This is a genomic window from Terrisporobacter glycolicus ATCC 14880 = DSM 1288, from assembly GCF_036812735.1.
In the GTDB taxonomy this organism is placed as follows: Bacteria; Bacillota; Clostridia; order Peptostreptococcales; family Peptostreptococcaceae; genus Terrisporobacter; species Terrisporobacter glycolicus.
Map to the genome: position 1 here is coordinate 2,297,660 of NZ_CP117523.1, position 22,371 is coordinate 2,320,030.

General features: G+C 28.6%; 24 protein-coding genes. 7 read left to right on the top strand and 17 right to left on the bottom strand.

Annotated elements, in window-relative coordinates:
- Nucleotides 1–25 precede the first annotated feature (25 nt).
- Nucleotides 26–1,039 carry an ROK family protein gene (locus tag TEGL_RS11340; RefSeq protein WP_018590625.1) on the bottom strand — a complete coding sequence of 338 codons (1,014 nt, stop codon included), beginning with the start codon at nucleotides 1,037–1,039 and terminating at the stop codon, nucleotides 26–28.
- A 227-nt stretch (nucleotides 1,040–1,266) separates the two neighbouring features.
- Between TEGL_RS11340 and TEGL_RS11345 the strand changes: the two genes are divergently transcribed.
- Together TEGL_RS11345 and TEGL_RS11350 are read left to right on the top strand one after the other, a co-directional pair.
- Complete coding sequence (locus TEGL_RS11345) at nucleotides 1,267–1,590, top strand: PadR family transcriptional regulator (RefSeq protein WP_018590624.1); 324 nt, start codon at nucleotides 1,267–1,269, stop codon at nucleotides 1,588–1,590.
- Nucleotides 1,590–2,522 (top strand): permease prefix domain 1-containing protein, encoded by a 933-nt coding sequence (locus TEGL_RS11350; protein WP_018590623.1) that lies wholly within the window; start codon nucleotides 1,590–1,592, stop codon nucleotides 2,520–2,522. Before TEGL_RS11345 ends, TEGL_RS11350 begins: the two co-directional genes overlap by 1 nt.
- 50 nt (nucleotides 2,523–2,572) lie before the next feature.
- On the opposite strand, the gene TEGL_RS11355 is transcribed toward TEGL_RS11350, so the two are convergent.
- The gene (locus tag TEGL_RS11355; protein ID WP_018590622.1) at nucleotides 2,573–2,734 is read right to left on the bottom strand and encodes a hypothetical protein; all 162 of its coding nucleotides are present in this window, start codon (nucleotides 2,732–2,734) and stop codon (nucleotides 2,573–2,575) included.
- A 277-nt stretch (nucleotides 2,735–3,011) separates the two neighbouring features.
- Between TEGL_RS11355 and TEGL_RS11360 the strand changes: the two genes are divergently transcribed.
- Complete coding sequence (locus tag TEGL_RS11360; protein ID WP_018590621.1) at nucleotides 3,012–3,737, top strand: ferric reductase-like transmembrane domain-containing protein; 726 nt, start codon at nucleotides 3,012–3,014, stop codon at nucleotides 3,735–3,737.
- 54 nt (nucleotides 3,738–3,791) lie between these two features.
- On the opposite strand, the gene TEGL_RS11365 is transcribed toward TEGL_RS11360, so the two are convergent.
- The 3 genes from TEGL_RS11365 to TEGL_RS11375 all read right to left on the bottom strand — a co-directional run bounded on the left by TEGL_RS11365 (nucleotide 3,792) and on the right by TEGL_RS11375 (nucleotide 5,950).
- Nucleotides 3,792–4,562, bottom strand: coding sequence for an alpha/beta hydrolase (locus TEGL_RS11365; protein ID WP_018590620.1), 771 nt, complete (start codon nucleotides 4,560–4,562; stop codon nucleotides 3,792–3,794).
- Between the two features lie 19 nt (nucleotides 4,563–4,581).
- Complete coding sequence (locus TEGL_RS11370; protein ID WP_018590619.1) at nucleotides 4,582–5,181, bottom strand: histidine phosphatase family protein; 600 nt, start codon at nucleotides 5,179–5,181, stop codon at nucleotides 4,582–4,584.
- 112 nt (nucleotides 5,182–5,293) lie between these two features.
- Nucleotides 5,294–5,950: a Crp/Fnr family transcriptional regulator gene (locus TEGL_RS11375; RefSeq protein ID WP_018590618.1), complete on the bottom strand. Its 657-nt coding sequence runs from the start codon at nucleotides 5,948–5,950 to the stop codon at nucleotides 5,294–5,296.
- A 190-nt stretch (nucleotides 5,951–6,140) separates the two neighbouring features.
- Here TEGL_RS11375 and larA point away from each other — a divergent pair, with 190 nt between their 5' ends.
- Entirely contained in the window at nucleotides 6,141–7,424 is a 1,284-nt protein-coding gene (larA, locus tag TEGL_RS11380; protein ID WP_018590617.1) for a nickel-dependent lactate racemase, read from the top strand.
- Nucleotides 7,425–7,475: 51 nt separating this feature from the next.
- Nucleotides 7,476–8,186 (top strand): D/L-lactic acid transporter LarD, encoded by a 711-nt coding sequence (larD, locus tag TEGL_RS11385; protein WP_018590616.1) that lies wholly within the window; start codon nucleotides 7,476–7,478, stop codon nucleotides 8,184–8,186.
- A 109-nt stretch (nucleotides 8,187–8,295) separates the two neighbouring features.
- Here larD and TEGL_RS11390 read toward each other — a convergent pair whose 3' ends face one another.
- Nucleotides 8,296–8,730, bottom strand: a complete 435-nt coding sequence (locus TEGL_RS11390; RefSeq protein ID WP_018590615.1) for a hypothetical protein — start codon at nucleotides 8,728–8,730, stop codon at nucleotides 8,296–8,298.
- Between the two features lie 122 nt (nucleotides 8,731–8,852).
- Here TEGL_RS11390 and TEGL_RS11395 point away from each other — a divergent pair, with 122 nt between their 5' ends.
- Both TEGL_RS11395 and TEGL_RS11400 read left to right on the top strand, forming a co-directional pair.
- A complete protein-coding gene (locus tag TEGL_RS11395; RefSeq protein ID WP_018590614.1) occupies nucleotides 8,853–9,014 on the top strand; it encodes a hypothetical protein in 162 nt (53 codons plus the stop codon).
- A 73-nt stretch (nucleotides 9,015–9,087) separates the two neighbouring features.
- Nucleotides 9,088–9,639 (top strand): GNAT family N-acetyltransferase, encoded by a 552-nt coding sequence (locus TEGL_RS11400; RefSeq protein WP_018590613.1) that lies wholly within the window; start codon nucleotides 9,088–9,090, stop codon nucleotides 9,637–9,639.
- A gap of 31 nt (nucleotides 9,640–9,670) precedes the next feature.
- On the opposite strand, the gene TEGL_RS11405 is transcribed toward TEGL_RS11400, so the two are convergent.
- The 11 genes from TEGL_RS11405 to TEGL_RS11455 all read right to left on the bottom strand — a co-directional run bounded on the left by TEGL_RS11405 (nucleotide 9,671) and on the right by TEGL_RS11455 (nucleotide 22,348).
- A complete protein-coding gene (locus tag TEGL_RS11405) occupies nucleotides 9,671–10,471 on the bottom strand; it encodes a PIG-L family deacetylase (RefSeq protein WP_018590612.1) in 801 nt (266 codons plus the stop codon).
- 230 nt (nucleotides 10,472–10,701) lie between these two features.
- Nucleotides 10,702–11,949, bottom strand: coding sequence for an NUDIX hydrolase (locus tag TEGL_RS11410; RefSeq protein ID WP_018590611.1), 1,248 nt, complete (start codon nucleotides 11,947–11,949; stop codon nucleotides 10,702–10,704).
- A gap of 23 nt (nucleotides 11,950–11,972) precedes the next feature.
- Complete coding sequence (locus TEGL_RS11415; RefSeq protein ID WP_018590610.1) at nucleotides 11,973–12,950, bottom strand: ROK family transcriptional regulator; 978 nt, start codon at nucleotides 12,948–12,950, stop codon at nucleotides 11,973–11,975.
- Nucleotides 12,951–13,095: 145 nt separating this feature from the next.
- Entirely contained in the window at nucleotides 13,096–14,721 is a 1,626-nt protein-coding gene (locus TEGL_RS11420) for an amidohydrolase (RefSeq protein WP_018590609.1), read from the bottom strand.
- 112 nt (nucleotides 14,722–14,833) lie between these two features.
- A complete protein-coding gene (locus tag TEGL_RS11425; RefSeq protein ID WP_018590608.1) occupies nucleotides 14,834–15,505 on the bottom strand; it encodes an ABC transporter ATP-binding protein in 672 nt (223 codons plus the stop codon).
- Nucleotides 15,498–17,132: an ABC transporter permease gene (locus tag TEGL_RS11430; protein ID WP_018590607.1), complete on the bottom strand. Its 1,635-nt coding sequence runs from the start codon at nucleotides 17,130–17,132 to the stop codon at nucleotides 15,498–15,500. Before TEGL_RS11430 ends, TEGL_RS11425 begins: the two co-directional genes overlap by 8 nt.
- A gap of 68 nt (nucleotides 17,133–17,200) precedes the next feature.
- A complete protein-coding gene (locus tag TEGL_RS11435; RefSeq protein ID WP_018590606.1) occupies nucleotides 17,201–18,241 on the bottom strand; it encodes a Fe(3+) ABC transporter substrate-binding protein in 1,041 nt (346 codons plus the stop codon).
- Nucleotides 18,242–18,573: 332 nt separating this feature from the next.
- The gene (locus TEGL_RS11440) at nucleotides 18,574–18,804 is read right to left on the bottom strand and encodes an LURP-one-related family protein (RefSeq protein WP_154650636.1); all 231 of its coding nucleotides are present in this window, start codon (nucleotides 18,802–18,804) and stop codon (nucleotides 18,574–18,576) included.
- A 27-nt stretch (nucleotides 18,805–18,831) separates the two neighbouring features.
- Nucleotides 18,832–20,175: a TldD/PmbA family protein gene (locus tag TEGL_RS11445; protein ID WP_018590604.1), complete on the bottom strand. Its 1,344-nt coding sequence runs from the start codon at nucleotides 20,173–20,175 to the stop codon at nucleotides 18,832–18,834.
- Nucleotides 20,176–21,570 carry a TldD/PmbA family protein gene (locus tag TEGL_RS11450; RefSeq protein ID WP_018590603.1) on the bottom strand — a complete coding sequence of 465 codons (1,395 nt, stop codon included), beginning with the start codon at nucleotides 21,568–21,570 and terminating at the stop codon, nucleotides 20,176–20,178.
- A gap of 124 nt (nucleotides 21,571–21,694) precedes the next feature.
- Nucleotides 21,695–22,348 carry an FMN-dependent NADH-azoreductase gene (locus tag TEGL_RS11455; RefSeq protein ID WP_018590602.1) on the bottom strand — a complete coding sequence of 218 codons (654 nt, stop codon included), beginning with the start codon at nucleotides 22,346–22,348 and terminating at the stop codon, nucleotides 21,695–21,697.
- Nucleotides 22,349–22,371: the final 23 nt, after the last annotated feature.

A 22,371-nucleotide genomic window follows, 5' to 3' on the forward strand; every position in this document is an offset into this window, starting at 1 on the left:
TATTTTATAAATATATTTTACTGATTTATATAATTGTCTTTTTTGTTATTGTAAGATTTGATTTTAATAAATCCTTACACAACAAATTTATTCCCCACATAATATATTCAATAAGATCATGTATTTTTATTAGCTCTGGTAATTCTTCTTTATTAAATATATTATTTAAATTCTCTTTAATATTTGAGTAATCATCTACAACAGTAGAACAAATACCAATAGCTTGAGGATTTAACATGGCTATAATAGACTGAGTGTATCTAGTAATTAACTCTTCATGACCTTCTTTGGAATTTAAAAGTATTTCCATATTATCTGTAAGGTCAATTGGTAAATATTGAACCTCACCAGCCAAGTTATTCATTCCTTTAAGCATTCTTCCATTTACTATAATCCCTACACCTGCGCAATGATTAGCTGGTTGGAATAATAAACAAATATCTTCGTAGTTTTCTTGATCTAAATAAAATCCAATTGCTGCTGTATTAACATCATTGCCAAAAATAATCTTTTGCTCGTATTTTTCCTTTAACAACTGTATAATATTAATTTCATTAAAATTATCAATGCCTGTAGATATTACTTTTTCATCTTTTATAATTCCAGGAATACTAACTCCAATAACTTTAATATTTTCTATTTTTTCTAAAACACTATCTAAAATTTCATAAATATCTTCAATTGAAATTTTAGGTTTAACAATTCTATTTTCCATTAAAAGCTCATCTTTTAAATTATAAACCCTGTAAACAAGATGAATTCTATTACTATTTTTAAAAATAGATAAACATAGGTTTTTAGAATAATTACTATTTAATTCATAGTGCTTCGAAGGTCTTCCTCCTGTAGATTTTGCATATCCAGATTCAACAACCTGATCACTTTTTAACAAATCTCCTACAATATTGTTAACACTTCCAAGAGACAATCCCGTCAAAATTGATAATTCGTTTTTTGTACATGCATCTCTATTTATCAATGCATTAATTATTTTTTCCTGATTTATCTTTCTTAAATTTCTGGTATTGCTAATGTTCATTAATTTTCCTCTTTTCAACTGAATTATTATTACTTTAAATTTTTTTATTATTTGTTAATACTTTTAATAAGTCTTATTAAAAGTATTATAATATATTTTTTATTATAAAGGTAATTTTTATTATAAAATTTTTTTTATACATTTTTAATTTTTCAAGTATTGCTTGACTTTAAGCCAAAATTGAAATACTATCTTTTTATAATACATAGGAAACCGAGGTGTTAATTGTGAATAAAGAACTTATAAAAGGTAGTACTGTCACATTAATTTTGAATACGCTAAAAAGAGAACCAACGTACGGTTATGGGATGATTAAAGAAATAGAAAATAAATCTGGTGGAGTATTTCTTTTCAAAGAAGGGACTTTATACCCTATTTTGCATGACCTTGAGAAAAACAAATTTATTGAATCCTTTTGGGAAAGTGAAAATGGTAGGCGTAGAAAATACTATAGAATTACAAAAAAAGGCTTAACAGAATTGAAAAAACGTGAAAATGAATGGGAAGTATTCAGCAAAACAATGAATCTGGTATTAGGGGGCCAACACTAATGAATATAGAAAATAACACTATTGAAAACTTTCTACAATCTGCATGTAGGTTTATTTCCACAGAAGAAAAAGCAAAAGATATGAAAGATGAGCTTAAAGATCATATCTATAGTTATATTGAAGAATATACAGAGGATGGTATGAGCTGCAATGCTGCCACAACTATGGCTTTAAAACAAATGGGAGATCCTGATACTTTAAGTAAAATTTATAAAGATAAAATTTATAAGTATAATAAATTATTTAGAATTTTTTCACTAATAATAATTACATTCATATTTATATCTAGCGACTTTGTCTATATTTCTTTTAATAGTTCTAGCAATTTTGAAATATTTCAATACTTAGCTCTTACCATAACTGTTTCTTTACAAAGTATATTTGAGATTGTGGACTTTATAAGAATTATTAAAAAAGATGGTGAACTTTCTAGAGAAGAACCTCTTTTTTATATTCAATCCTATAAGGAATCTATTTGGGATGAAAAAGTTATGAAATATGTTCAAATTTCTTTATTGGGATTTTGTATTATACTTTTTATATCTCTTGTAAATAAATTTAATAATATTGAATCAGTAGAAGTATTCTCCTCTTCTTTAGTAACAATAAATAGTATAAGTTTTATTTTACTTGTAACAATTAGTGTATCAATATTTAGTCCTAAGGGAAAAAATGCAATTGTATATAATGAGGGTATACTTATGTTTAATTCATTTGTTCCCTTTTCTAGTATAAATGGATATATATGGTCAAAGGAAAATATAAATGGAAAACCTTGTTATAGTCTTGCACTTTCAACTAAAAAAACATCCATTTTTAAAAAGTCATCTTTAATTTCCAATGACAGGGCTTCTATAAAAGTTAGCTCTTCTCAAATTACTTTATTAAATGAATTATTTAAAAGTAATAATATAGACGAAATTAATAATTAAAAATAAGTAATATAAAATTTTATATAATAAAGAGTAGTAATTTTTACACATTATAATTTTAAATCACTACTCTTTTTCATTTTATCTAATTGTTTATTATAAACTTTTTCTAACTCTGAATTTATTATATCATCCTTGCATTCATAAAACTCACCATGCCCTCCATCATTAAGAGAAATTAATTTAGACTTTTCTATTGTATATTCATACATTCAGCAAATTCAAAAGTACATACACCATCCATACACAAACATTATTGTCTTTTCACATTTTGAATTTATATCTTCTTCAAATATTTTTACATATGTTAATTATCATTTAATCTTTTCTTTTTATTATTATGTTGCAAATTTTATTGATTTTTATTGTTAATTGATAATAAGTATTGATTGATAATAAAATACATATTATAATTTCATTACAATAAAATATTAAAAACAATATGAAGAAATAAACAACCCGTGTTTCTCATATTTAGTGGAGGTAATTATGAATTTTTTAATATCAATAATAGTCGCAATATTGCTAGTAGCTTTTGGTCGCGACTTTATCAAAAAACATGCTAATATTTGTTATATACTAACTACAATATTATCAATTTTATTAATAGTAGGATCTTATACAGGTGTAATTTGGACTTTACCAGCCTGGTTTACTACTACTCTACTTCCTATTTTAATAAAAAGTACTTTTTCAACTGCTCTTTTTGTTATTGTTATGTACACAGGAGCCTTTCGAAATGGAAGTAAATTAATTAAGTTTTTAATGCCAATTAGAGCTGAACTATCAATTATAGCAGGTATACTTACTTTAGCTCACAATATAAGTTTTGGTAAAAATCACTTTGTAAATCTTTTTACAGCACCAGAAACTATGCAAACTAATATGAAAGCTGCTGCAGGTGTAAGTATAATTCTAATCGCAATAATGGTTCCACTGCTTATCACTTCTTTTCCTAGTGTTAGAAAATGCATGAAACCTAAGTCATGGAAGACATTGCAAAGATCTGCATATTTATTCTATGGACTAATATATATTCACGTTATGTTAATAATGGTTCCAGTTGCTCTTTCAGGTGATACTAATTACATAACAAATGTTGTGGTTTATAGTGTTGTATTTATAACTTATGCTGTAATGCGTATTTCTAAGCTTGTAAGTAAAAGGTCCCTTTCTAAATCAAAGCAAGGTTCTTCAATGGAAGCCGTAAACTAAAAAAGTTGTAGATAGTTTATTTTAGTAACTATCTACAACTTTTTATTTAACTTCTTAAGAAATACTCTTATTTATAAAAATTTTAAATTCATTTAGCAAAATTTTAAATTCATTTTCATCATAGTAAAAATGCCCTGATTTTTCTAAATTTATAATTTTATAATCATTTTGTAATTTACTATTATAAACTTTTAAACTTCTGTGACTAACAAGCTCATCTTTTTTACAGTGAACAATAAAAGTTGGTATTTCTATATTTTTAAGTTCTTTTCTACTTATCCTTATTAACTTAAATAAATCCACATATCTAGGTATCCAAGTAAAATAAGTTACAGGCAAGCATCTATCAACACTAAAAGCTTTTTGTGCACACTTTGCTAAAATATCTTCTTCTCTAATTCTTCCTAAGGCTACTCTTATGCTACTAATAATCATATTAAATTTAACAAAAACTTTAAGAGGCGCTGATATTAATACAAGACCCTTTATTTTATTTTTATATTTTAAAGTAAATAATAGTGATATTAATGACCCCATAGAATGACCTACTAATATAATATTTTCATAATCATCTTTATACTTTAATATTTCTTTTTCAACTGTACCTAACCATTTATTTTTGTTGCTTCTTCCAAATTCTTCTCCGCTTTTTCCATGTCCATCTAATAAAACTGCTGAGTATGAAAATCCTTCTTTATGTACATTTTCTGCAAATTCTTTAAATTGGTTTGGCCCTTCTAGTATTCCGTGAATAAATATAACCATGGTATTTGACTTTTTATTTTCAAAAGCAAAGGGTTTATGTATTTGTTTTTCTACTACCATTAATTTACTCCCAGAATTATTAATAAGCCAAAGCTTCTTCTACTTGACTAAAATCATGTCGTATAATTTCAATTAATTTGAACTTTTTATTTTCGTACTCATATTTAAATATGGTGCAGTTAGGTATGCCTGTTTTCATCAGTTCATCTGCATCTTCAAAATTTGATAAGAAACATAAAGAAGCCAATCCATGAGACACCGCTAAAACAGTGTTATGATATTCTTTTTCCATTATTTCTGTACAAGTTTTAAGCATTCTTTCTTTAACTTGTGACAAAGATTCTCCTCCGTATTGGACAAAGAAACTTTCATAATCTTTTTTATCTCTAGGTTTTAAATCTTCACTTTCTCCTTCAAATACACCAAAATTCATTTCTTTTAAACCTTTTAATCTTACATAAGGTATCCTTCCATTAGTGGCGATTTCTAGAGTGTCACAACATCTTTCTAAAGATGAGCTATAAGCATGGTCTATATGAATATTTTTTAAATATTCTCCCGCTATTTCAGCTTGCTTTTCCCCAAGTGATGTTAGCGGTGAATCACAATGCCCTTGCATTTTTTTTCTTAAATTAAATAAAGTTTGACCATGACGCATTAAATATAATGTTTTCTTCATATTCATTCCCCTTCTAACTTTAATGATAAATATATTAAAAACTACCTAACTCTACATGCATATAATAATTGTAGCATAAAAATTGTCAAGGTTAAGCAAATGGTATTCTATACTAATCTAATGCAAAATTACGAAGATACTCCACATCCAAAACATGAATTTTTTTATCTATAACATCAATAACTTTTTCTTTTTTTAGTTCATGTAGAATTCTATTTACACTATTTCTTGTTGATACACCACAAAAACCGGCTATATCTTCATTTGTTATAAGAAAATCTATTACAATTTTATTATTTTTTTGTTTACCAAATTTACCAATCAATTCATAAATAAATGCACAAACAGCACCTTTTTTTCCATTCATTATGGTTATTTTATGATTATGCATACTTTCCAACAATTTAGTCCTGTAATAATCCTTTATGTAAGTTTGTAATTCAATATCATTATTAACATAGTTCCAAAAAGTAACTCTTGGAATCTTGTAAAATACAGCTTCTTTAGATTCAATTCTTACATTAAATGGTGATGATGTGTTTGAACTTATCTCATCTCTTAATAAAGAAATTATATCTGGCTCACATATATATGAAATATTAAATTCTCTACCATCTTTCAAAATAACACTTGTTTTTATTACTCCTTCTTTTAAAACATAGGTGTATTTTTCATCTAATCCATAAAAAGTTAAATATGAATGATACTTCTTCCTTATAGTTTCTGTATTATTTTTTTCTAAAAAATCAAGCAAAAATTTTGCATCCATAAATATCCCTCCCCAATGATATGTAAACTATAAAACTCTATAGTTTTTATGTCCTTTAACTTTTATTTTGTATTAAAAGATGTTATCAAATGGTAACATCACATGATATATTATAATATTTCATTCTAAATTATACTAGTTATTAAATTAAAAATTAACAATTTATTAGAAAAATGGAGGAACAAATTATATGAAAAAATTCAAACTGCCTTATGATTCAAAAACAATAAGTCTAAATTTACAACCTGATAACTTTGCTGGACTTTTAGAATCACAACAAGGGACTTATAAATGCAAAGAAAGTGAAACTGACATTGTGGAAAGATCCTTAGACAATCCAATTGCAAGTCCTACTCTTGAGGAATTAGCAAAAGATAAAAAAGATATTGTAATAATAAGCAGTGATCATACAAGACCTGTGCCATCTCATATTATTACCCCTATTTTACTTAGAAGAATTCGTAGTGTATCTCCTAATGCACGTATACGTATTTTAGTTGCTACTGGCTTTCATAGAGAAAGTACAAAAGAAGAATTAATTTCAAAATATGGAAAAGAAATAGCTGAAAATGAAGAAATAGTAATGCACATATCTACTGATGATTCTTCAATGAAAAAAATTGGTACTCTACCAAGTGGAGGAGAATGTTTAATAAATAAAATTGCTGCAGAAGCCGACTTACTTATAGCAGAAGGTTTTATTGAATCACACTTTTTTGCAGGATTTTCTGGAGGAAGAAAATCAGTACTTCCAGGTATAGCATCATATAAAACTATTATGGCAAATCACTGTGGAGAATTTATAAGCGACAAAAATTCTCGTACAGGAAATATTGCTCATAATCTAGTTCATGAAGATATGGTGTATGCAGCAAGAACTGCTAAGCTAGCTTTTATTGTCAACGTAGTTTTAAATGGAGACCATAAAATTATAGGATCTTTTGCAGGAGATTTTGAAAGAGCTCATTTAGAAGGCTGTAACTTTGTGAATAGCTTAGCTCGTGTAGATAAAGTAAATTGTGATATTGCCATTTCTACTAATGGAGGTTATCCTCTTGATCAAAATATTTATCAAGCAGTAAAAGGTATGACTGCTGCTGAGGCTACTTTAAATAAAGATGGAATTATTATAATGGTTGCAGGATGTCGCGATGGTCACGGTGGTCAAGCATTTTATGATAATGTTGCAAATGTAAAAGAACCAAAAGATTTTTTAGAATTAGCAAAGAAAACTCCAAGACTAGAAACTTTACCAGAACAGTGGACTTCACAAATTTTAGCTAGAATTTTAGTAAATCACAAAGTAATAATGGTATCTGATTTAGTAGATCCTTCTTTAGTTACTGGATTACATATGGAAATAGCAAAAAATATAGATGAGGCACTAAATCGTGCATTTGAATTAAAGGGTAAAGATGCAAAAGTTGCTGTAATACCTGATGGATTAAGTGTAATAGTTCAAAATAATAATTAATGTTTATATAAATAATAAAAAATCACAACTGAAATAGGGGGGAATTAAAATATGTTTCAAAATTTAACTGCTGAATTTTTAAGTACAGCACTTATGATTATCTTTGGTGTGGGAGTTCATTGCGATGAAGTATTAAAAAATACTAAATATAGAGGAAGTGGCCATCTATTTGCCATAACAACATGGGCTTTTGGTATTACAGTAGCATTATTAGTTTTTGGTGGTGTATGTATGAATCCTGCCATGGTTTTTGCTCAATGTATATTAGGAATGATACCTTGGTCCTCTTTTATACCTTACACTATAGCTGAACTTTTAGGTGCTTTTGTTGCTTCAATAATAGTATATCTAATGTATGCAGATCATTTTAAAGCTAGTGAAAATGAGGTTGACCCTATTGCTGTAAGAAATATTTTTTCTACTAATCCAATTATACGTAATTTACCTAGAAATTTCTTCGTTGAGTTCTTTGCTACTTTCGTATTTATAAGTAGTATACTTGTAATTGCTACAAAGCATGAAGATATGTTAGCAATAGGAGTTGGTTTATTAGTATGGGCAATCGGTATGGCCCTTGGAGGACCTACAGGATTTGCAATGAACCAAGCTAGAGATTTAGGTCCTAGACTTGCATTCCAAATACTACCAATAAAAAACAAAGCTAATAACGATTGGCAATATGGATTATTAATACCAGGAATAGCTCCTTTTGCAGGTGCTGCATTAGCAGCTTTATTTGTTCGCTTTTATTTCGGAGTATAAAATTAATACTTAGATTGTCTGTTTCATTATAAAAATTTAACATTCCTATTGAATAATTATTCAATAGGAATACTTCTATATCCCTAAATTATTATTTCAATTATAATCTTTATTTCATTTTAAGATAACTCTCTTGTAATTTTTTCACCTCTTCTAACTCTTTTATACATTCTTCAGCCTCACTATTATTTATATATAATAAACAAGATATATCATCATCTTTTTCGCTAATTCTTGTAGTTACTCTAACATGGTCCTCTAAAATTTTGGTTTCAAATTTGTATATTAAATCAAGGTGACATTTTTCATTATCTATAATTACATTTACACTGTCTTTTACTATTTCCATATTTACATCTCTTTTTGTATCACTTTGTGATATGTTTCCAAACTTAGTGTATTTGTATGAATGGCCTTTATAATCAAATCTATTACTAGTCTTTATTTGTTCTAGTATGTACTTTCCCTCTTCTACTTCATTAACAAAATCATCTTCTTCATAAAAATAGTATTTCGAAAAATAATCTAATTTATATTTACTCATATTATCCTCCTAAATATAGTTTGAATTTAGTATCTGCAATTATATAAAGTAAATTCTACATCTTTTAATTTGATTTATTATGTTGTATCATAATGTTTATGTTGCAAGTTTAGGAGGATATTATGGAAGATACAACAATTTCAATAGAAGAAATGATAGAATTTATATATAGCAGATGTGCAGAAAATATTTCTAAGGATGAAATAGAAATGATTTTAGATTTACAAGAAGAATTTTTAGCTTCAAAGGGTTTAATTGAAATAGAAGAAGATGAAATATATTAACTTCTAATCTAAAATACTTTAGATTTCTTTTTTAGTTGAGTAATACAATATAACTTTTAATTTGGAGGGGAAAATGTGTATTATTAAAACTGAAAGATTATTATTGAAGAAAATACAACAAAATGACTACAATGAAATGAAATCAATTTTACAAGATGAAGATTTAATGCTTTTAGGATGGGGGAAAACTTACTCCGATAAAGAGGTTCAAATTTGGATTAATAAAATCACACAGCAATATGAAGACTTTGGATATAGTTATTATATATCAATAGAAAAATCAACTAATTCAGTAATTGGAATAATGGGAATACTGCCAATAACTATAAAAGAAGTAAACTACATTGAAGTGGCTTATATACTTAAAAAGAAATCTTGGAACAAAGGATATGCCACAGAAGGAATGAAATCATGTGTAGACTATATATTTAATGTTCTTAATGCTGATAAATATATAGCTCAAGTAATCCCTGAAAATGTTAATTCAATTAAAGTTGCTGAAAAGTTAGGGATGAAGGTTATAGATAATTACATAAGAGAACACAACGGAAAAGATGTATTTCATTTAATATACGGGCAAACCAAAGAAGAATATTTTGAACATAAAAAAGAGAGCTATTTTTGATTAGCTCTCTTTTTGAACTTTTGTTTTAAAATTAATAGGGCAGATGAAATACAGATGTTAATTCAGGATCACTTAACAATTGATCAAAATGACTATGAGCAGAAATATATCCTATTCCATGTCTATCTTCATCTTTGTTAATAACCCTATATTCATTGCAGGCATTGACAATAGCCTCATAGTCTTCGTTATTCGTTGCCTTATATATGACTCTTTTATCTGATGGAACTTTTTTTATATATTGAGGTTTTAAATAAAACATTGCATCTTTTATTTTTCCTAAATTGTATAAATCAATAATTATACTTCCATTTTTTCTATGCATGGGATGGTCGTCGTATTTGTACGTATGAGCTACATGAGTCACACTTTTATATTTTTTTTCAAAACCTAAAGCAACTTCTCTCATTAAATCAAAGTGATCTCCTGATTTATTATCCATATCTGCAAGTATTAAAATGTTTTCTTCTTTAATTCCCAAATCATACAGTGCTGCATAAAACTCCTTGTTTCTTAGTTCTGCTTTTTCTTTTCTACTTTTATTTTTATAAAATTTATCCTTAAATACATTGACTCCACTTCCATCTGATCCCAGTACTACAAATACATGTTCTGGACCTAATGTATTTACAGCTCTTTTTAAAGCACTTCCTCCCCACAATACCTCATCATCTTGGTGTTGAGGGTAAAACACAACATATTCTTTAAAAACTCTGTTATGAATACCTATATCTCTTTCAATTATATAATCTGAATCTGTTTTTTGTATCCAAAATATTAATAAAATTAATCCTATAAAAATACAAAACAATAACTTTTTGTTTTTAATCATTAATGTTCACCACTTGCATAAGTCTTTTTATAGGATTATTCTATCCATTTAATAATAATATACTCTTTTTATAAACTATCCTCTTCAGTTAGCCTATCTATTTTCTCATAGTATTAATAGTTTAAACTAGAAATATAGTGATAATTGAGCTTTAGGATGTTTTTTTGATAAGTAAATATGGCACCAAAAATAGCATCTCTTTTTATTTTACTTTTTAGTAAATTTATTATTTAATCAAATATTGTTTGCCAATTAGGATCTTTTTCTGCTAGAAAACACATTTTTATTTGATCTTTTGTATTTTTTGCCATATCTAATTCAGGCAATTCATCTAAACTAAAAAATCCACTATCACATGTTTCAATATTCTCTTTAAACTCTCCACCAAGTGCTTTGCATAACATAAAAACTTTGCATACTCCATAAGCATATCTTGGTATATTATGTTTATTTCTATCTTGAATTGCTATTAGCTTACTAGGAATAACATCAAGACCTGCCTCTTCTTTAACTTCTTTAACAGTATTTGAGTAAATAGACTGATCTACATCAACCCAGCCTCCTGGTAAAGACCAAGTATTTGTACTAATTTCTTTCACTAGTAATATTTTATTATCCTCAAAAATTGCTGCTCTTGTATCTAGCTTAGGCGTTTGAAATCCTGTCTCGTTGCAAAATAAATCATTAACTTTATCAAAATTTAATTCTGTTTTTGAGCTAATTATTTCTGCTGATATATGACGTACCATTTTAAATCGTTCTATATCATATGGATCTTTTGAATATGCTAGTCCTACTTGTGCTAAGTGCTGTAATTCAATTGCCCAATCTAACCATTCCATATTCTTTACATCAGGTTTCATTATAATACCTAATATACTTTTAGGAGTTTTTAGTTTATATTCAGCTTTTATTTTTTCTGTTTCATTTGCCCCCCATAATGCTAGTGCAAAGTCAACACCTGCATCTTTTGAACATTGCATATCATAAATAGAATCACCTATATATATAGTTTCTTCTTTCTTTGCTTTCGTGATTTCTATATACTTCTCTATAGGCTCTTTGTCAGGTTTGTGTTTTCTAGTATCATCTGCACAAATAACTAAATCAAAATATGAGTTTAGTCCAAATTTTAAAAAATCTGTTTCATATTCTTTTCTTGTCTTAGATGTTACAATACCTAGACTGACGTTTTTGTATTTTAACTCTTGAATAACTTGCTTTATTCCTTCAAAAAGTTTCATTTCATCAGAATATTTTAATAAGTTTTCATTCCATCTTTCTTCAACACCTTCTAAATCTTCTATCCCAAGTACGGATAAAGCATCCTTTCCAGGTATGCCTAAGGCAAACTTTAAGTCATCTAAACTTTTATTAATACCTTCTTCTTCTATAGTTTTTTGTAATGATTTTAAAACTGCTTTTTCTGAATCTATTAAAGTACCATCAACATCAAATACTATATGCGTATATTTCATATAAATATCCCCCAATTATATTATCAATCTACTAAATCGTTAGCCATTTTTATTAACCCATATTCATAATCATTTATAAATTCATCTGAAATAATAACCTCTGGCATTACTTCTTTTGGAATTAAAAGTGTACAGTAATTTTTTATTTCATCTAATTTATCAGCAATGTATGCATTATTATATAGAACAATTAAATTTGGATTTACTAAAACGATATATGATTGAATTATTTTTCCATAATATTCAACAATATTAACTCCATTAAAACCACTTGTGGCATATTCTAAATTATCATCACATATGGGAAGGTAGTGTAACTCTCCGGCAAAGTTACGTGTTCCTTTCCATACCTTTCCTTCTAAAACCATACTAGAACCTATTCCATTGTGACCCTTATATATATTAACTACTGCTTCTTTATTCTTTGTGTCATGTCTTTCCCAATATCCTTTAACAGCAACATTCATATCATTCTCCACATTTACAGGAACATTATATTTTTTTATAAAATAATCAATTAAATTTATTCCTTGTAACTCTTTATATTCTATAAAAGATACAATTTTCCCATCTTTAACAGTGCCTGCTACTCCAATCATTATACTTGCTAATTGAGTGTATTGTGATTTTACTAATGATACTATATTGTCCATTTCTTCAAGTATTCTATTTTTTAAATCAGTACATCCATTATCTATTTTATTTTTACAAAAATCATTTACTATCCAATTAATCTTATTTCCTTCTAAATATAAGATTAATGAAACTGCATACATGGGGTTTAAGCTATACTTTTTCGCACATCTTCCCCCAAGAGAATTTTTCATACCAGCTTCAGTAACTTCATTTTTTTCAATTAAATGTTCTATTACTGTACTTACAGTTGGAAAACTTAATCCTGTATATTTAGCTATATCTGTTTTACTTATGGATTCGTTTTCCTTCAATATATTACAAACTGTTTTAATGTTTATACTTTTTATAGTTTCTGAATTTGCCATTTAATTTTACCACCTCCGATTATACTTATTAAAATAGTTTTAAAAAGTGTTTTAATAAGTATAATTAAATCAGTTTTTCTTCTCTATGTCAATATAAATAATAAAAAATTAAGCTCACTGCGTTATCTTACAGTGAGCTTAATTTTTATATGACAAATATTTGTTTTCCTTCTTTAATTGTTTCTAATACTTTTATAGTTTCTAGTTCTTCTACAGGTATTTCCAGTGGGTTTTTATCTACTATTACCATATCGGCTAGTTTACCAACTTCTAAAGATCCTTTACTGTCTTCTTCAAAATATTGATAAGCTCCATTTATGGTAACTGCCTTTATAGCTTCCATTACTGAAATTCTTTGGTGTTCACCTAAAACTCTTCCAGACTCAGTTTTTCTATTAACAGCATTGTGAATAGCTAATATCTGATTTGGAACCTTTACTGGAGGATCTTGATGTAGTGTAAATTTTATGCCTTTTTCTAACGCCCATCCTATTGGAGATATATTTTGAGCTCTTTCAGGTCCAAATACTTTGTTATAATGTAAATCTCCCCAGAACCTAACATGATCGTTAAAGAATGTAGGTATTGCATTTAATTCTTTTACTCTATCTAATTGATCATATCTTAGAGCTTGGCAATGAACCATAACTGATCTTAATTCTTTTCCATGACCTGTTATTTCTACAGCTTTTTCGTAGCATCTTAAGAATTGCTCACAAGCTTCATCTCCATTTGTATGAACATTAACTTGAATATTCATTTCTATACAATCAACAAAATAATTAGTTACTGCTTCATCACTTTGAGTTCCATACCCACAGTAGTCAACTGATTTTCCCTCTGGTACTACATAGTAAGGCTTGCTCAGCCAAGCAGTAAATCCTTGTGGTGAACCATCTAACCAAGTTTTACCTCCACCTAATCTATAATGATTTCTGTACTCTCTCTTTGGAGTTTTTTCATTTTTCATTAAGTTTTTAGTTGAGGGTTGAGTAGCTAAACCTACTATGTCTAAAAACAACATGTTATTCTTAGCACAAGTTTCTAAAATATCATTGTAATGATTAGCTTCTTCTACAGATGCATCCTGCGTAGTAGTAATTCCCAGTGACGCATAAAGTTTTTGAGCTTTAACTACAGCTTTTAATACATCTTCAAATCCTGGGCTTGGTATTATTTTTTTCTTTTCACTATCAAGTATGGCATTTTCTTCTAAAACGCCATTTGCTTCTTTTGAATCTGGTGAAACAGTTCTTACAACTCCACCTTCTGGTACTATGTAATCATCTCCACTATATCCGTAAAGCTCTAATGCTTTTGAGTTTACAGCAGCTAAATGTCCTGATGCATGAGAAATACTTATTGGTATATCTTTGCTAACAGTATCTAAGTCAAATTTAGTTGGATGTAATCCGCCTTCAAACTTAGAATTATCGTATCCAAATCCTATTAGCCATTTCCCCTCTTCTACTGGGTTTTCTTTTAATTCTTTTTTTAATCTTTCAAGTAACTCTTCTTTAGAATTTACATTTCCTAACATTACTATCATTAATGTTTGTGACATTGCAACTATATGACCATGTGGATCAATAAACCCTGGTAAAACTGTTTTCTTTTCTAAATCAATTTTTTCAGCGTTCTTTTCTAATAATAAAATTTCCTCATTGCTTCCAACAGCTTTAATTTTACCATCTTCAATTAAGATAGCTTCAGCAACAGATTCATTTTTGTCTACTGTTATTATATTTCCGTTAAAATATATTTTTTTCATGCGTCATTCTCCTTTTAGAAAAATCTTTTCAAATGCTACCTATTTATATTATATATTTTTTATATTTTTATTCAAATAAAAAGACACCTAATTCAATAAGTGCCTTTTACTTCTATACTATATTTACATCTCCATATTTTATAATCTTACCATTTTCTAATACTACTACTTTATCTGCAAGGGCCTTTGCATCTTCTTTGTCATGAGTTACAAATATAGATGTAATATTAGCCTTTTGTATAATTTCTTTAAGCTCTGTTCTTATTTTTTCTTGCAAATGAGCATCTAAATTACTAAATGGTTCATCTAGTAAAAGTATGGATGGATTAGGTGCTAGGGCTCTAGCTATTGCAATACGCTGTTGCTGTCCACCACTTAATTCATGAGGATATTTATCTTTATGTTCTACTAGATTAACTAGTTCTAACATTTCTGTCATTCTTTTTTCTTTCTCTGACTTACTCATTTTCTTTAATCCAAACATTATATTTTTAGCTACAGTCATATGTGGAAATAATGCATAATCCTGAAATACCATTCCAATTCCTCTATTTTCAGGTTCTACAAAGTTTTTATTGTCATATACTACCTTATCATCTATAACAATTCTACCTTTATATGCACTTTCTAAACCTGCTATTATTCTCAACATGGTACTTTTCCCACTACCACTCTCTCCCAGTATTCCTATAATTTCTCCTTTTTTTATATCTATATTAAAATCTTCTATATTATTTGTTTTTGAATTTTTATATTTAAAATGTAAATCTTTAATCTTAAGCATTTTCTTCCTCCTTATCTCCTACTTTATATAACATATATATGGCTATAAAACTTACTAATATTATTAATAGTGATGGCACTGAGGCCTCTACTATCATTTCATCATTTGCATATTCAAAAACTTTTGTTGCCAATGTATTAAAATTAAATGGTCTAAGCAAAAGTGCTAGAGGTAATTCTTTTATTATATCTACTAAAACTAAAGCAAATCCACTTACTATTGCCGGTCTAATCATAGGCAAGTCAACTCTAAAAAATGTTTTTGTTCTTGAGTATCCTAAAGTTCTTGAAGCTTCATAAAATTTCTTTCCTATTTTGTCAAATCCACCTTCTATAGATTGGTATCCCACAGCCAAAAATCTTATCATATATGCAAACACTAACATTACTAAACTCATACTTAGCAATAAAGTAGGTGCATTAGGGTCGAATATTTTATATAACCAGGACATTTTATTATCTATATCTACGAAAAATAAAACTATTGTTATGGCAACAACTGCACCAGGTATGGAATATCCTATAAGAGTTATCTTAGAATATAACTTTGATAATAAGTTATTATTTATTCTCGTATAGTTTCCTATTATAAGTGCCATTACTATAACCAGTAAACTAGATACTCCTGCTATCCATATTGAATTATATACAAGATTAAAAAAATCCATATTTAATACTTTTGAATAACTCATAAAAGCCCATTTTAAAAGCTGTAATGTTGGTATTAAAAAACCTAAAGCAAAAATTATAAAACAACTTAAAAAAGCTAAAGCAGCTTTCATTCCTGTTAATTTTTTTCTTGTTAAAGGTCTTACTTTTGTATTTGTTGAGCTGTATCTTTTTCTTCCTCTTAATAATTTTTCACTAGTCATTACAATAAATACCCCAACTATTAAGATTCCCGCCAACCTTATAGCACTGTCAACATCGCTCATACTAAACCAACTCTTAAATATAGCTGTAGAAAAAGTTTGTATTCCAAAATATGAAACTACACCATAGTCACTAAGTACCTCCAATACTACTAATGTTACACCTGCAACTATTACTCCTCTACTTATTGGAACAACTACTCTTAAAAATACTCCTATAGCATTTTCTCCCAGCATCCTAGCACTTTCTACTAAAGATGCTGCCTGTTTTTCTAAATAAGCTCTTACTACCATATATACATAAGGAAGTAAAAATATTGTAAAAATAAATATAGCTCCTTCCATACTCATAATATCAAAATACTTTTGATTAACTTCCATATTTAATTTGTTTCTTAAAAAGGTTTGTATCCCTCCTGTATAACCTAACATACCAGCATAAGTGTATGCTGCAATATATGGTGGTATGGCAAGAGGAAGAGCTAGTGCCCATCTGTAAAACTTTCTCATAGGAAATTCATAGGCTGACACTAGCCAAGCAAGAGATGTTCCTATTATCATTGTAAAAATTCCTGTATACAATGCTATTGTTATTGTATTTTTTATATAGTCTTGTAATAAATATTCTTTTATGTGATACCAATTTTCATTAGGCTTTTGAAATAAATGTACTATAACGTCAATGTTTGGTAGCACTATCATAAGCATAAATATTGTGCTAAGTAATGCCCAACCATTAAATTTAATTTTCTTCATAATTCCCACCTTTTCTTATGTCTACAATTTATAAAAGGTATTATCAAATTTGATAATACCTTTTAATATTATTTCCAACCTACTTGGTTAAATATTTCTACTGCCTTCTTGTTATATTCACCAACTTTTGTTAAGTCTATATTTTGAGGATTAAATTCACCCCAAGATTTTAACAATTCACTTGGCTCTACATTTGGATTAGCAGGATATTCAAAGTTGTTATTTGTTATAGCCTCTTGAGCTTTTTCTTCTGTTAAAAATTCTATAAATTTAATTGCATTTTCTTTATTTTTAGAGTATTTGCTTAAAACTATTCCACTTACATTTACATGAGTGTTTTTAGGGAAGAATACTTTAACCTTTTTTGCAGCCTTTACTTCTTCTTGGTCTTTTGAGTTTAACATTTGCCCTACATAATAAGTATTGACTATAGCTAATTCTCCTTCTCCTGCAGCTATAGCTTTAACTTGATCTCTATCGTTTCCTTCCGGTTGTCTAGCAAAATTATTTACCATTCCTTTAGCCCAAGTTTGAGCTTTTTCTTCTCCGTTAAGCTCTATAAATGAAGCCAGTAAAGATTGGTTATAACTAGAATCTGAAGATCTAGTTAATATTTTTCCTTTCCATTTATCACTTGTTAAATCATCATAAGTTGATAACTGAGATGGATCTACTTTTTCTTTATCATATGCTACTATTCTAGCTCTTGTAGTAAGACCTACCCACTCATTATTATTTCCTCTTAGATTTTTTGGTATGTTTTTATTAACTGTTTCTGATTCTATTGGCTGAGTTAATTCTCCATCTATTGCTTGATACAGATTTGCTACATCTGCTGTTGCAAACACATCTGCCTGAGTATCTTTACCTTCTCGTTTTAATCTTTCAAGTAACTCTGGTGCTTTACCTTCTACTACATTTACTTTTATTCCTGTTTTTTCTTCAAACTCTTTGTATAATTCTTTATCTACATCATAATGTCTAGCTGAATATACATTTATTACATTTTCCTGAGATTTCGATGTTTTTGGAGCACACCCCGTTGCTACTCCTATTGTTAGCATAGCAATTGTTGCTAATGATATTATTGATTTTTTCTTAAGTGTCATATTTCCCTCCTGAGTGAAATTATTTGATGATATATTTTAACATTTGATAATATGTATCATTTGCTTATTTTTATAATATGATAAATATTATCAATTGTCAATATTTTTATTATCATTTTGATATTAATTTTACTTTTTCTAATAAGTAAGGAGAAAAATATCTAAATACCTTTATCTATGCAAGAGAGAACTATAAAAGGCTATGATTTACAAAACCATAGCCTAAAATATAACTTAAATTATCACTCTTAAATTTCAATTTTTTCTGAAGAATACACAATTATATTTCCAGACTCTATCTAATGGATAGCTTTTCAACGGCTTGCTTATTACTAATTATTATTTTTTTGCTTATCTATTATAACAACCAAAGCTAAGACAAAAGATTCATCTTCAAAATATATATCTATATAATAATTATCAGTAAATGAGAAAAACTCTTTAGCCACTTGAGCTATAAGTTCTCCACCTTTATATATTCCATAATTATGGTCAAAATAGTCACCTTTAATAGTTAAGTCTCCATACTTACTAGTTACACTTAGTTTATCTTTGAATAGTATCTCATTTTTTTCCCCTTTTTATATTTGTTATTTTCCTGCTATGGAAAGTCCTGTGGCGATTACTGATGGTGAACCAACATTACTCATAGGGAATTTTAAATCATCTCCTACAGCCACTATGTTTTTAAGTAAATCAAAATAATTTCCTGCTAGTGTGATTTGCTCCACTGGGAAAGTCTTCTTACCATTTTCCACATAGAAACCTTTTGCTGCAAGAGAGAAATCTCCACTTACAGTGTTTGCTCCTGAGTGAAGTCCTGCTAAATCTGTTATAATTACACCTTCACCAATCTTATTCATCAAATCTTCAAAAGATTTTTCCCCTTTTCTAAGATATAAATTGCTTTCACTTACACCTACTGAAGATGCATATGAAGCTTTAAACCCGTTGCCTGTAGACTTTACTCCTTGTTTGTGAGCAGTTTTTAAGTTATGAAGTAATGTGTTTAATTTTCCTTCATAAACTAGTTCCTTTGTGAAAGTTGCCACACCTTCATCGTCAAAAGGTGACGTCGCAAGACCATCATCCATTAGTGGATCATCAACTATAGTAACAATTGGTGAAGCTATCATTTGCCCTTCTTTTCCTTTTAAAAGTGAAAGACCTTTTTGTGCTGCATCTCCACTAAAAGTTGATGCGAATGTTTCTAATAACTGTACCATTGCTTCGTTGTATATAATTGTTTTGTAGTTTCCTGATGGAATGCTTTTTCCACCTAATTTTGATAAGGCTTCCTCCACACCTTGCGCCACCATTTGTCTTGGTTTAACTTCATCTAAAGAGGATGCTACCACATAACCCACACCATCATTTTTTCCACTTTCATCTTGCACTACTGGCACCACATAAGACGTTAGGATATTACCTTTATTATTTAGTTCTAAACCTTTAGTATTGTAAATTCCGTAGTTTGATGAAGAATAAGAAATTTTACAACCATTTATATTTACAACTTTCTCTGAGTAGTTTTTAGCTTCTTTTTCTAAATCTAATGCTAAATCTATCATTTTACCTGGATCTATATTTTCTAATTCTTTAGAATAAGTTTTTACTTCACTATATGTTTTATCTCCAACATAAATAAAAGTTTCATCATCGTTTTCAATTAGGTTTGCACTGTTTTTAGCACTATTAATTAACATATCTATAGCAGCTTCGTCTAATATTTCAGTATAAGAATATCCCATTTTATTGTTGATTTTTCCTCTAAAAGAAAGTCCAAAAGACTTAGCTAAATTATATTTTTCCACTTCTCCTTCATAAACAGAGATACTTATACTTTCGCCATCACTAAAATAAATCTCACACTCATCAAATCCAGCAATTTTTGCTTTTTCAAATAATAAATTCTTAAACTGTAAAAATTCCATCTATTCTTCACTCCTTCCACCAACAGTTATCTCTTTCACTCTTATCATAGGTTGACCTACGTTTGTTGGAATAGAGCCAGAAACTGAACCGCACATTCCTTGAGCCTGAGCTAAATTGTCTCCTACCATATCTATATTCATAAGAACTTCGCTACCCTTTCCTATAAGGCTTGCTCCTCTTACTGCTTCTTTTATTTCTCCGTTTTTAACTAAATATCCTTCTGCTACAGCAAAGTTAAACTCTCCTGTTACTGGGTTTACAGAGCCTCCACCCATTTTTTTAGCATAAAGACCATTGTCTATGGATTTAATAATATCTTCTGTTTTATCTGTTCCTGCTGCTATAAATGTATTTGTCATTCTAGATGTTGGAGCAAATTTGTAACTTTGTCTACGAGAACTTCCAGTAGGTTTAGTCTTCATTCTTCGTCCATTTAATTTATCTACCATGTATGATTTTAAAATTCCATTTTCTATTAATACATTTCTCTGAGTTGGAGTTCCTTCATCATCTATGTTTGCAGATCCCCAGTGATTTGGTATAGTTCCATCATCTATGGCAGTAACTTTGCTAGATGCAATTTGCTGCCCTATTTTATCCGTAAATACTGAATTACCCTTGGCTACTGATGTTGCCTCAAGAGAGTGTCCACAAGCTTCGTGGAAGATAACTCCTCCAAATCCGTTGTCTATGGCAACAGTCATTTGACCTGCTGGGCAGTTTTTTGCATTTAGCATAGTGTATGCCACTCTTGAAGCTTCTTTTCCATAATACTCTGGATCTATATCTTCAAATAGTTCAAAGCCTTTGCAAGCTCCAGGTCCTTCATGTCCTGTTTGATTTTCATTTCCTTTTGATGCAACTGAAGTTATGGAAAGTCTAGTTCTTACTCTTTTATCTTCTGTGTATAATCCTTCCGTGTTGGCAATTAGCACATTTTGCTCTTTGTCTAAGTAGTTTACACTTACTTGTGATATGTCAGAGTTGAAATCTTTTGCACTTTTATAAGCTTTTTTCATTACTTTTATTTTATGTTGATAATCAGTACTACTTGGACTTAGTTTTATTGGATTAATATTTGTACTTCTCTTACAATTGTTTAGTACTATTATTTTTTCTTCATTTGTAACTTTTCCTAGAGCTAAAGCTGCTTTGTAAGCAGTATCTAGCATGGACTGAAGCGAATTGTCATTTGTGTATGCGTAAACGCTGTTGAATCCTTTGAAAATTCTTATTCCTATTCCGTAAGTTCTTCCCCCTAGGACATTTTCTATTTTACTATCTATAAGACTTAGGTTGTTATTTATACAGTCTTCTTCAAAGATTTCTGCAAAATCCCCACCTGTGATTAGGCATTTTTCTAGCACTTTAGTTGCTATTTCTCTTGAAATCATAATGTTCCTCCTTTTTTTGTATATGTATATTATACCAATTTTTGTGGTAGTTTTAACATATTTTAAAAGGGCGTTACAAAAATGTAACGCCCTTTGTCTTTTTTATAATTATTCTTTTTTGAAATTAAAACTTCAAATTATTAAGTATATTATCTATTTCATTTTCAGCTTTATTTAAAGCTACTTTTCTTTCTTCTTCTGTGGTTCCAGTATTGTCTACTTTTAGCTCACGAACTTTTTTAATTCCTATTGTTTTCATTATACTTGATACATAATTTTCACCCTTGTCCATTATAGGATCTAGTAGAAAAGGTATATTTCCTCCAGCAGATTCAACATAAACTAAAGCTCTATACTTATCACTTAGTAGTCCTTGTGGTTTCTTACCTTTCTCAAAAGTAATCGTCTTTCCAACTTGTACTACACAGTCAATGTACTCTTTAAGTGGTGCAGGAAAAGATAAACTCCACATAGGTGCAGCTATTACATACATATCAGCATTTTTGAATTGTTCGCATAAATCTCTTATTATTTTTATTTCATCTTGGTCTTTTTTAGGTAATTTTTTTGCAGCTTCTTCTTTTATTATACAATTTCTATCTTCGAAATATTGATATTCTAGTCTTGGAATGTGATCTTTGTATAAATCGACTTCCTCAACTTTAAAATCTTTATATTTTTCTAAAAACTTATTTATAAATGTTCTAGCAACAGTTTTGCATGATGATAAGTGTTCTGGCTTTGAGTTAACACTTATATATAGTAATTTTTTCTCCATGACTTACTCCTTACATTATTTTT

What these genes read in the sequence shown, in the direction of transcription:
- TEGL_RS11340 (WP_018590625.1), bottom strand. Translation starts at nt 1,039, where the DNA reads ATGAACATTAGCAATACCAGAAATTTAAGAAAGATAAATCAGGAAAAA.
- TEGL_RS11350 (WP_018590623.1), top strand. Translation starts at nt 1,590, where the DNA reads ATGAATATAGAAAATAACACTATTGAAAACTTTCTACAATCTGCATGT.
- TEGL_RS11355 (WP_018590622.1), bottom strand. Translation starts at nt 2,734, where the DNA reads ATGTATGAATATACAATAGAAAAGTCTAAATTAATTTCTCTTAATGAT.
- TEGL_RS11360 (WP_018590621.1), top strand. Translation starts at nt 3,012, where the DNA reads ATGAATTTTTTAATATCAATAATAGTCGCAATATTGCTAGTAGCTTTT.
- TEGL_RS11365 (WP_018590620.1), bottom strand. Translation starts at nt 4,562, where the DNA reads ATGGTAGTAGAAAAACAAATACATAAACCCTTTGCTTTTGAAAATAAA.
- TEGL_RS11370 (WP_018590619.1), bottom strand. Translation starts at nt 5,181, where the DNA reads ATGAAGAAAACATTATATTTAATGCGTCATGGTCAAACTTTATTTAAT.
- TEGL_RS11375 (WP_018590618.1), bottom strand. Translation starts at nt 5,950, where the DNA reads ATGGATGCAAAATTTTTGCTTGATTTTTTAGAAAAAAATAATACAGAA.
- larA (WP_018590617.1), top strand. Translation starts at nt 6,141, where the DNA reads ATGAAAAAATTCAAACTGCCTTATGATTCAAAAACAATAAGTCTAAAT.
- larD (WP_018590616.1), top strand. Translation starts at nt 7,476, where the DNA reads ATGTTTCAAAATTTAACTGCTGAATTTTTAAGTACAGCACTTATGATT.
- TEGL_RS11390 (WP_018590615.1), bottom strand. Translation starts at nt 8,730, where the DNA reads ATGAGTAAATATAAATTAGATTATTTTTCGAAATACTATTTTTATGAA.
- TEGL_RS11395 (WP_018590614.1), top strand. Translation starts at nt 8,853, where the DNA reads ATGGAAGATACAACAATTTCAATAGAAGAAATGATAGAATTTATATAT.
- TEGL_RS11400 (WP_018590613.1), top strand. Translation starts at nt 9,088, where the DNA reads ATGTGTATTATTAAAACTGAAAGATTATTATTGAAGAAAATACAACAA.
- TEGL_RS11405 (WP_018590612.1), bottom strand. Translation starts at nt 10,471, where the DNA reads ATGATTAAAAACAAAAAGTTATTGTTTTGTATTTTTATAGGATTAATT.
- TEGL_RS11410 (WP_018590611.1), bottom strand. Translation starts at nt 11,949, where the DNA reads ATGAAATATACGCATATAGTATTTGATGTTGATGGTACTTTAATAGAT.
- TEGL_RS11415 (WP_018590610.1), bottom strand. Translation starts at nt 12,950, where the DNA reads ATGGCAAATTCAGAAACTATAAAAAGTATAAACATTAAAACAGTTTGT.
- TEGL_RS11420 (WP_018590609.1), bottom strand. Translation starts at nt 14,721, where the DNA reads ATGAAAAAAATATATTTTAACGGAAATATAATAACAGTAGACAAAAAT.
- TEGL_RS11425 (WP_018590608.1), bottom strand. Translation starts at nt 15,505, where the DNA reads ATGCTTAAGATTAAAGATTTACATTTTAAATATAAAAATTCAAAAACA.
- TEGL_RS11430 (WP_018590607.1), bottom strand. Translation starts at nt 17,132, where the DNA reads ATGAAGAAAATTAAATTTAATGGTTGGGCATTACTTAGCACAATATTT.
- TEGL_RS11435 (WP_018590606.1), bottom strand. Translation starts at nt 18,241, where the DNA reads ATGACACTTAAGAAAAAATCAATAATATCATTAGCAACAATTGCTATG.
- TEGL_RS11445 (WP_018590604.1), bottom strand. Translation starts at nt 20,175, where the DNA reads ATGGAATTTTTACAGTTTAAGAATTTATTATTTGAAAAAGCAAAAATT.
- TEGL_RS11450 (WP_018590603.1), bottom strand. Translation starts at nt 21,570, where the DNA reads ATGATTTCAAGAGAAATAGCAACTAAAGTGCTAGAAAAATGCCTAATC.
- TEGL_RS11455 (WP_018590602.1), bottom strand. Translation starts at nt 22,348, where the DNA reads ATGGAGAAAAAATTACTATATATAAGTGTTAACTCAAAGCCAGAACAC.